This window comes from Phenylobacterium sp. SCN 70-31 (assembly GCF_001724605.1).
Classification (GTDB): domain Bacteria; phylum Pseudomonadota; class Alphaproteobacteria; order Caulobacterales; family Caulobacteraceae; genus Phenylobacterium.
Genome location: NZ_MEEX01000007.1, coordinates 285,006 through 291,047, shown reverse-complemented (window position 1 = coordinate 291,047; position 6,042 = coordinate 285,006). Strand labels below are relative to the sequence as shown.

Annotated in this window: 6 protein-coding genes and 1 rRNA gene; 3 read left to right on the top strand and 4 right to left on the bottom strand. The window is 67.7% G+C overall.

Features of this window, described 5'->3' with window-relative positions:
• Nucleotides 1–97 (bottom strand): 16S ribosomal RNA (locus tag ABS78_RS08035); the annotation flags it as partial.
• A gap of 1,147 nt (nt 98–1,244) precedes the next feature.
• Here ABS78_RS08035 and ABS78_RS08030 point away from each other — a divergent pair.
• Nucleotides 1,245–1,700, top strand: coding sequence for an Rrf2 family transcriptional regulator (locus ABS78_RS08030; RefSeq protein WP_293376860.1), 456 nt, complete (start codon nt 1,245–1,247; stop codon nt 1,698–1,700).
• A 117-nt stretch (nt 1,701–1,817) separates the two neighbouring features.
• Here ABS78_RS08030 and ABS78_RS08025 read toward each other — a convergent pair whose 3' ends face one another.
• Nucleotides 1,818–2,246 (bottom strand): CBS domain-containing protein, encoded by a 429-nt coding sequence (locus ABS78_RS08025; RefSeq protein WP_293376848.1) that lies wholly within the window; start codon nt 2,244–2,246, stop codon nt 1,818–1,820.
• 113 nt (nt 2,247–2,359) lie between these two features.
• The gene (locus ABS78_RS08020; protein ID WP_293376846.1) at nt 2,360–3,073 is read right to left on the bottom strand and encodes a rhomboid family intramembrane serine protease; all 714 of its coding nucleotides are present in this window, start codon (nt 3,071–3,073) and stop codon (nt 2,360–2,362) included.
• A 107-nt stretch (nt 3,074–3,180) separates the two neighbouring features.
• Between ABS78_RS08020 and map the strand changes: the two genes are divergently transcribed.
• Nucleotides 3,181–3,999, top strand: coding sequence for a type I methionyl aminopeptidase (map, locus tag ABS78_RS08015; RefSeq protein ID WP_293376844.1), 819 nt, complete (start codon nt 3,181–3,183; stop codon nt 3,997–3,999).
• A gap of 9 nt (nt 4,000–4,008) precedes the next feature.
• Here map and ABS78_RS08010 read toward each other — a convergent pair whose 3' ends face one another.
• Nucleotides 4,009–5,064, bottom strand: a complete 1,056-nt coding sequence (locus ABS78_RS08010; protein WP_293376842.1) for a lysozyme inhibitor LprI family protein — start codon at nt 5,062–5,064, stop codon at nt 4,009–4,011.
• A 99-nt stretch (nt 5,065–5,163) separates the two neighbouring features.
• Between ABS78_RS08010 and ABS78_RS08005 the strand changes: the two genes are divergently transcribed.
• A complete protein-coding gene (locus tag ABS78_RS08005) occupies nt 5,164–6,042 on the top strand; it encodes an ABC transporter ATP-binding protein (RefSeq protein ID WP_293376840.1) in 879 nt (292 codons plus the stop codon).

Below are 6,042 nucleotides of genomic sequence, written 5' to 3'. Positions count from 1 at the left end.
CTCACCCGTCCGCCACTCCCCCGAAGGGGCGTTCGACTTGCATGTGTTAGGCCTGCCGCCAGCGTTCGCTCTGAGCCAGGATCAAACTCTCAGGTTGAGTTGACGTTCTGACTTTCTGCGTAACCGACCCTCAACGAGCCGGCTGGCTATAGTCTGCGTAGTTCTTGACGAGTTCCCACAAATCGTGGCCGAACCGAAGTCCGACCATATTCATGGTGTCTTCAAGAGACCGCAGTCACAGTCAGCGTCGAGACAGTCTGGTTAGGACTGTCGCCAGGACGCCGCCGCCTGCGTTTCTCTTTCCAATTCAACGATGTCAAAGACCCGCGCCGGCTTTCGCCGAAGCCCACTGTTTAGCGCCGGTGGTCGGCGGAGGCGGCTATCTAGTGACCGGCCTCTTCAGTGTCAACCGGCCTTTTTGGGCATTTGCGACAATTCTGAGAACCCCCAGAATTTGGCCGCAAAAACCGTCTCGGGCCGCCGAGGGGCTTCCCTCAAGTCCGTGACGATTCGATTGAGGCTCGGGAACATACTCATTTCAGTTCGAAGATCAAGTGCCTTTCGGCCCCTGCCGTCGTTCCGATTTGAGCCCCGCCCGAGCGGGAGGCGGCTAACTAGTGGCCGTCTCCCTGAGTGTCAACCGATCCTTTTTGAGGACCCCGGCTGATCTCCGAAAGCTTCGGATCTTCGAACCGGGCCCGCTACATTCGCAGGAGGAACTTGCGCCCTTCCCACTTTTGAAGCGGAGCTGTTGATGTCCCGACCCGGCTTGGCTTCTCCAGGATTTTCAAAGGCTTGCAGCCTCTTCAGTCCCGTCGTCGCCGCCCCGTCCCGAGCGGAGGCGGCTATCTATGCGGGGGTCGCGGCGGCGTCAACCGCCCACGGCAAAGAATCTCGCAGACCGGCGGAATGCCGCAGTCGCCCGCGCGCCGGGGCGCGCTTCGCCGACTGCCCTCCCACCTCCCGGTCGTCGCGTCGGAGCACATGTTCTTCAGCAGAATTGCGGGAGAGGGAGAGAGAGGGCGGCGCGCCTCGCCTTGGGCGTCTTCACCTCCCGCGATCTGCTCCCGCATGTCGGAGGATTTGGGCTCCACGACCTTTGGGTCCAGGAAGGGCGGACGCCCCTCACGCCCGGCGAATCTGTATCGTCCCGCGCCCTCGGCCTTCTGCTGGGGAGACTTCGGACGGCCCGTTCCTTGCGCAGCGGGGCCGCGCCGGGCCACAAGGAGGCGAGAGAGGTGGCGATGCTGTCGCAGAAGGCGAAATACGGCCTGCGGGCCCTTGTTGAATTGGCCAGGGCCTCGACGGGGACGGGCGAGTCGGACGGCGGCGCCCAGCTCAGCGCGGGCGAGCTGGCCTCGCGCGCAGGCGCGCCGCGCAAGTTCCTGGAAGCGATTCTCCTCGAACTGTCCCGCAATCAGGTCGTCGTCAGCCGGCGCGGGAAGTTCGGCGGCTACACCCTGGCTCGCCCGGCCTCGAGCATCAGCTTCGCGGAAGTCATCCGTATCATCGACGGCCCGCTGGCCCTGGCTCCTTGCGTGTCGCCCCGCCTGGGATTCCGAAAGTGCGCCGACTGCGCAAGCCTCGAAGCCTGTACGCTGCGCGAGGCCCTGCTTAAGGCCCGCGACGCCACCGCCGACGTGCTGGAGGCCTACAGCCTGGCCGAGGCGGCCCGCTCGGGAGCAGCCGTCCTGGCCTGACACCGCCTCCCGAGATCTCACCTTGCACATAAACAGGGGCTGTGAAGGGGCTGCCCCCCTTCCCCGCCCCTTCGCCGGCTTTCAACCCTCCGATGGACGGAGGGGGTCCGCAGATTTTCAGCTGGCCGCGATGTAGGCCTTCAGGCCGTCAGCCTCGGCCTCGACCTCGGAAATCTTCCACTTCACCAGGTCGCCGATCGAAACGATCCCCACCAGCCGCTCGGTCTGGCAGACCGGCAGGTGACGGATCCGCCGGTCGGTCATGCGCGACAGCGAGCTGTCCACCGTCTCGCCCGGCTCGGCGAACAGCACGTTGGCGGTCATGAAATCCGAGACCGGCCGCGCCAGGGCGCCGGGGCCGCCGGTGGCCACCGCGCGCACGACGTCGCGCTCGGAGACGATTCCCGCGACCCGTTCGGCATCCAGCACCACAAGGGCGCCCACGCGCCGAGAGTGCAGCAGTTCGGCCACCTCGCCGACCGTATCGGACGGCTTTACGGTGAAGACCGTATCTCCCTTGGTCCGGAGAATCTGCGAGACCAGCATGGGGCCTCCTGTTCCCGTCTATGTCGGAGAACAGGGTTGCGCAATTTTCCGGTCGATACAATCCGTGCAGGCGTCACGCACGCGTGAGGCGTGCGTGCAGGACGCGGCCGGTCCTACCGTCGCCCGGCCAGCCAGCCGACGGGTCCGATCAGCAACACACCCGCCGCGAACCCCGCCAGGTGCGCCTCCCAGGCCACGCCGGCCTCACCGGCGCCGGGCATGAACGCACCGCCAGTGACGGCGAGAATCAGGTTGATGACGATCCAGGCTAGGCCCATCCCGGTCACCGGCTGCGACAGGAGGGGACCCACCCGTCCCCCGTTCGCATTTGGACCGCCCAGCAGCCGGGCCGCGGCGCCCATCAGGCCCGAAGCGGCGCCCGACGCGCCGACCATGGGAGCGTACTGGCCCCAGTGGAACGCCGCGAACCCCAGGGCCGCCAGCACGCCGCACACGAGATAGAGCAGGAAGAAAGCCGTCACCCCACCTGGCCGCGGTCCGAAGAAGCGGGCCACCGGCGCGCCGAAGGCCAGGACGAACGCCGCGTTCATCAGGGCGTGCGGCCAGCCGCCGTGCAGGAATTGCGAGGTGATCAGTCCCTCATATCGCCCCTGCAAGAGGTCGTGCGGCGAAAACGCCAGCAGATCGGCGACGAATGGAAACTGCGTCTGGAGGAAATAAAGCCCCACGATCGCGACCGTCAGCGTCACCACCGGCCACGGCGCATTCACGATCGGTTCGGGCGGTGGGCGCCGCAATTCGGGGTCGCCCGGCGTCGGGGGCTGCGATCCGCCCGGCGCGGGCGCTTCGAAATGGACGGCGTGCATGTCGCCCCTATGTAAGGCGTGTCGCGTCCGCGCGCGAGCGCCCGCGCAGATCCGCCTTGGTTGATTTTCCGCGCCAGGATCGCGACATAGGCGCTCTGGAGCCGATCATGACAGACACTCTCGACAGCGAATATCGCACCGGCGCGATCAAGCTGCACAAGCCCGAAGACTTCGACGGCATGCGCAGGGCCGGCCGCCTCGCCGCCGAGTGCCTCGACATGCTCACCCCGCACGTCGTTCCCGGCGCGGTGACGGGCGACCTGGACGATCTGGCCCGGGAGTTCATCCTGGATCATGGCGCCCTGCCCGCCTGCCTGGGCTATCGCGGCTATACGAAGACCGTCTGCATCAGCCCCAACCACATCGTCTGCCACGGCATCCCCGGCGAGCGGACCCTGCGCGAAGGCGACATCGTCAACATCGACGTCACGGTGATCGTCGACGGATGGCACGGCGACACGTCGCGCATGTATGGCGTGGGGACGGTGGCGCCGCGGGCCAAGCGACTGGTGGACGTGACCTACGAGGCTCTCGAACGGGGTCTCGCTCAGGTGAAGCCCGGAGCGACGACCGGCGACATCGGCTACGCCATCCAGCACTATGTCGAGAGCATGCGCTGCTCCGTGGTGCGCGACTTCTGCGGCCACGGACTGGGCCGCGTGTTCCACGACGCCCCGAACATCCTGCACTTCGGGCAGAAGGGCACGGGCGCCGAACTCCGCCCGGGCATGTTCTTCACGATCGAGCCGATGGTGAACCTGGGCAAACACGCGGTGAAGCTGCTTTCGGACGGCTGGACGGCCGTCACCCGGGACAAGTCCCTCTCGGCCCAGTGCGAGCATTCGGTCGGCGTCACCGAGGACGGCGTCGAGATCTTCACGGCCTCGCCCACCGGCCGGTTCAAGCCTCCGATCCAGGGCGGCTGAGTCCGATCTCTACGCCCCGCCCAGGGTTTCCAGCACCTTGGTCCGCTCGCGGGTGAGGTGCATGTTCACACCGTCGGCCGAGGTCTTCGGATGGGCGGCGCGCACGAAGGCCAGCCAGGCGTCCCGATAGCGGATCCAGACGCGCTCGGCCTGCCGCACCCCATCGGCTGATATTGTCCCCAGATCGTCGAACGATCCGGCCATGCGCTTCCGGTAGGCGATATTCAGCGCGGCATCGGCCGCCTTCGCTTCGCCCGCCGCGCCGACCAGAGGTTTCGGACCCGAAACCCTCGTCAGCAGCGCCATGAATTGGCTCCAGACCGCCTCCTCGCTCTCCACGGCGAAGGCGCCGCGCGCCGTGCCCGACAGGTCGGTCTCGTTCTGGGCCCGGGCCTCGGCATACGCCAGGGTCGCCCGCCACAGGGTGTCGAAAGCCTTCCGCCCCTCCGGCGGCAGGGCCGCGGTGATCCGCAAAACCTCGGCCTCCCGCGCGGCGATGGCGAAGCGCTGCCCATGCCGCGCGCACCAGCCCATGGCGTACCCGCTGGTGATGTCGTCGCAATAATGGAACGGCGTCGGGTCGCGGCCCGCTTTCCGGGCCTGCAAGTTGGCGATGCGGCCCTCATGCTCGGCCGGCGCGGCCTGTAGTCCGCACGACAGCCTGATCGCCAGGTCCAGGTCGCGCGGCGCGCCCGCGCCATTGGCGTAGACGGTCATCAACAGCTCGTCGCCGTCGAACAGGCTGGTCGGCTCCCCGTCGTTCGCCCGCGAATGCAGGATGGCGCAGCGGCGCGCCGCCACCGGGTCGGCCCTGCGCCCGATGCCGTAGTACAGCGCTTCGGCGTCGCAATCCTTCAGCGACGCGGCCGCCCGCCGCGCATCGGCGACATGCGCCGCCGGGATCGTCTTGCCGCGCACCTTGCGGCAGACAAGCTGGCCGGACGTCGGAACCTGGCCGGCCTCGACGTCGTCGCCCCAGTCGGGTTGGCTCCGGTCGGGTTGGCTCCGGTCGGCCGCGTGGGACGCGGCGCTCAGCAGCAGGGCCGCCAGGACCGCGAGCCCCATTCTTGCGACGTAACGTCCGCCCAAGGTTACATTTCCCTCACTTGCTAAGGTCACACCCCGCAGGCAGCTTCAGCCAGGGTGGGCGGAGTGTGGACTAGCATGCTTTCGATCAAGGAGCTGACGCACGTCTATCCGAACGGGACGCGCGCGCTGGACGGCGTCGATCTCGAGATCGGTAAGGGCATGTTCGGGCTGCTGGGCCCCAACGGCGCCGGCAAGTCCACGCTGATGCGCACCATCGCCACGCTCCAGGCGCCCACCGGCGGGACGATCCGCTTCGGCGACATCGACGTGGTGGCGGAACCCGAGAAACTGCGGCGCACCCTCGGCTACCTGCCCCAGGACTTCGGGGTCTATCCGCGCGTCTCCGCCCTCGACCTGCTCGACCACATGGCCGTGCTCAAGGGGATCGCCGGCAAAGGCGAGCGCAAGGATACGGTCGAAACGCTGCTGCACCAGGTCAACCTGTGGGACGTGCGCAAGAAGGCCGTCGCGGGCTATTCGGGCGGCATGCGCCAGCGCTTCGGCATCGCCCAGGCGCTCATCGGACGCCCCGCCCTCATCATCGTCGACGAGCCCACCGCCGGCCTCGACCCCGAGGAGCGCAATCGCTTCCTGAACCTGCTGGCCGAGATCGGCGAGAACGTCGTGGTGATCCTGTCCACCCACATCGTCGACGACGTGGCCGACCTGTGCCCGCGGATGGCCATCCTGGCCGGCGGCTGCATCCTGACCGAAGGCGCCCCCAGCCAGTTGATCGCCGGCCTGGACGGCAAAGTCTGGAAGAAACTCATCGACCGCGGCGAACTCGACGGCGAACGCGCGCGGAATACGGTGATCTCCACTCGCCTGGCCGGCGGCCGCACCGTGATCCACGTCCTGGCCGACACCGCGCCCGATCCGGGCTTCCAGACGACCGCGCCGAGCCTGGAGGACGTCTACTTCTCCACCCTCGACGCCTCGCGCCGGGCCGCCTGA

Coding starts and splice junctions, on each gene's coding strand:
- ABS78_RS08030 (WP_293376860.1), top strand. CDS start 1,245: ATGCTGTCGCAGAAGGCGAAATACGGCCTGCGGGCCCTTGTTGAATTG.
- ABS78_RS08025 (WP_293376848.1), bottom strand. CDS start 2,246: ATGCTGGTCTCGCAGATTCTCCGGACCAAGGGAGATACGGTCTTCACC.
- ABS78_RS08020 (WP_293376846.1), bottom strand. CDS start 3,073: ATGCACGCCGTCCATTTCGAAGCGCCCGCGCCGGGCGGATCGCAGCCC.
- map (WP_293376844.1), top strand. CDS start 3,181: ATGACAGACACTCTCGACAGCGAATATCGCACCGGCGCGATCAAGCTG.
- ABS78_RS08010 (WP_293376842.1), bottom strand. CDS start 5,064: ATGGGGCTCGCGGTCCTGGCGGCCCTGCTGCTGAGCGCCGCGTCCCAC.
- ABS78_RS08005 (WP_293376840.1), top strand. CDS start 5,164: ATGCTTTCGATCAAGGAGCTGACGCACGTCTATCCGAACGGGACGCGC.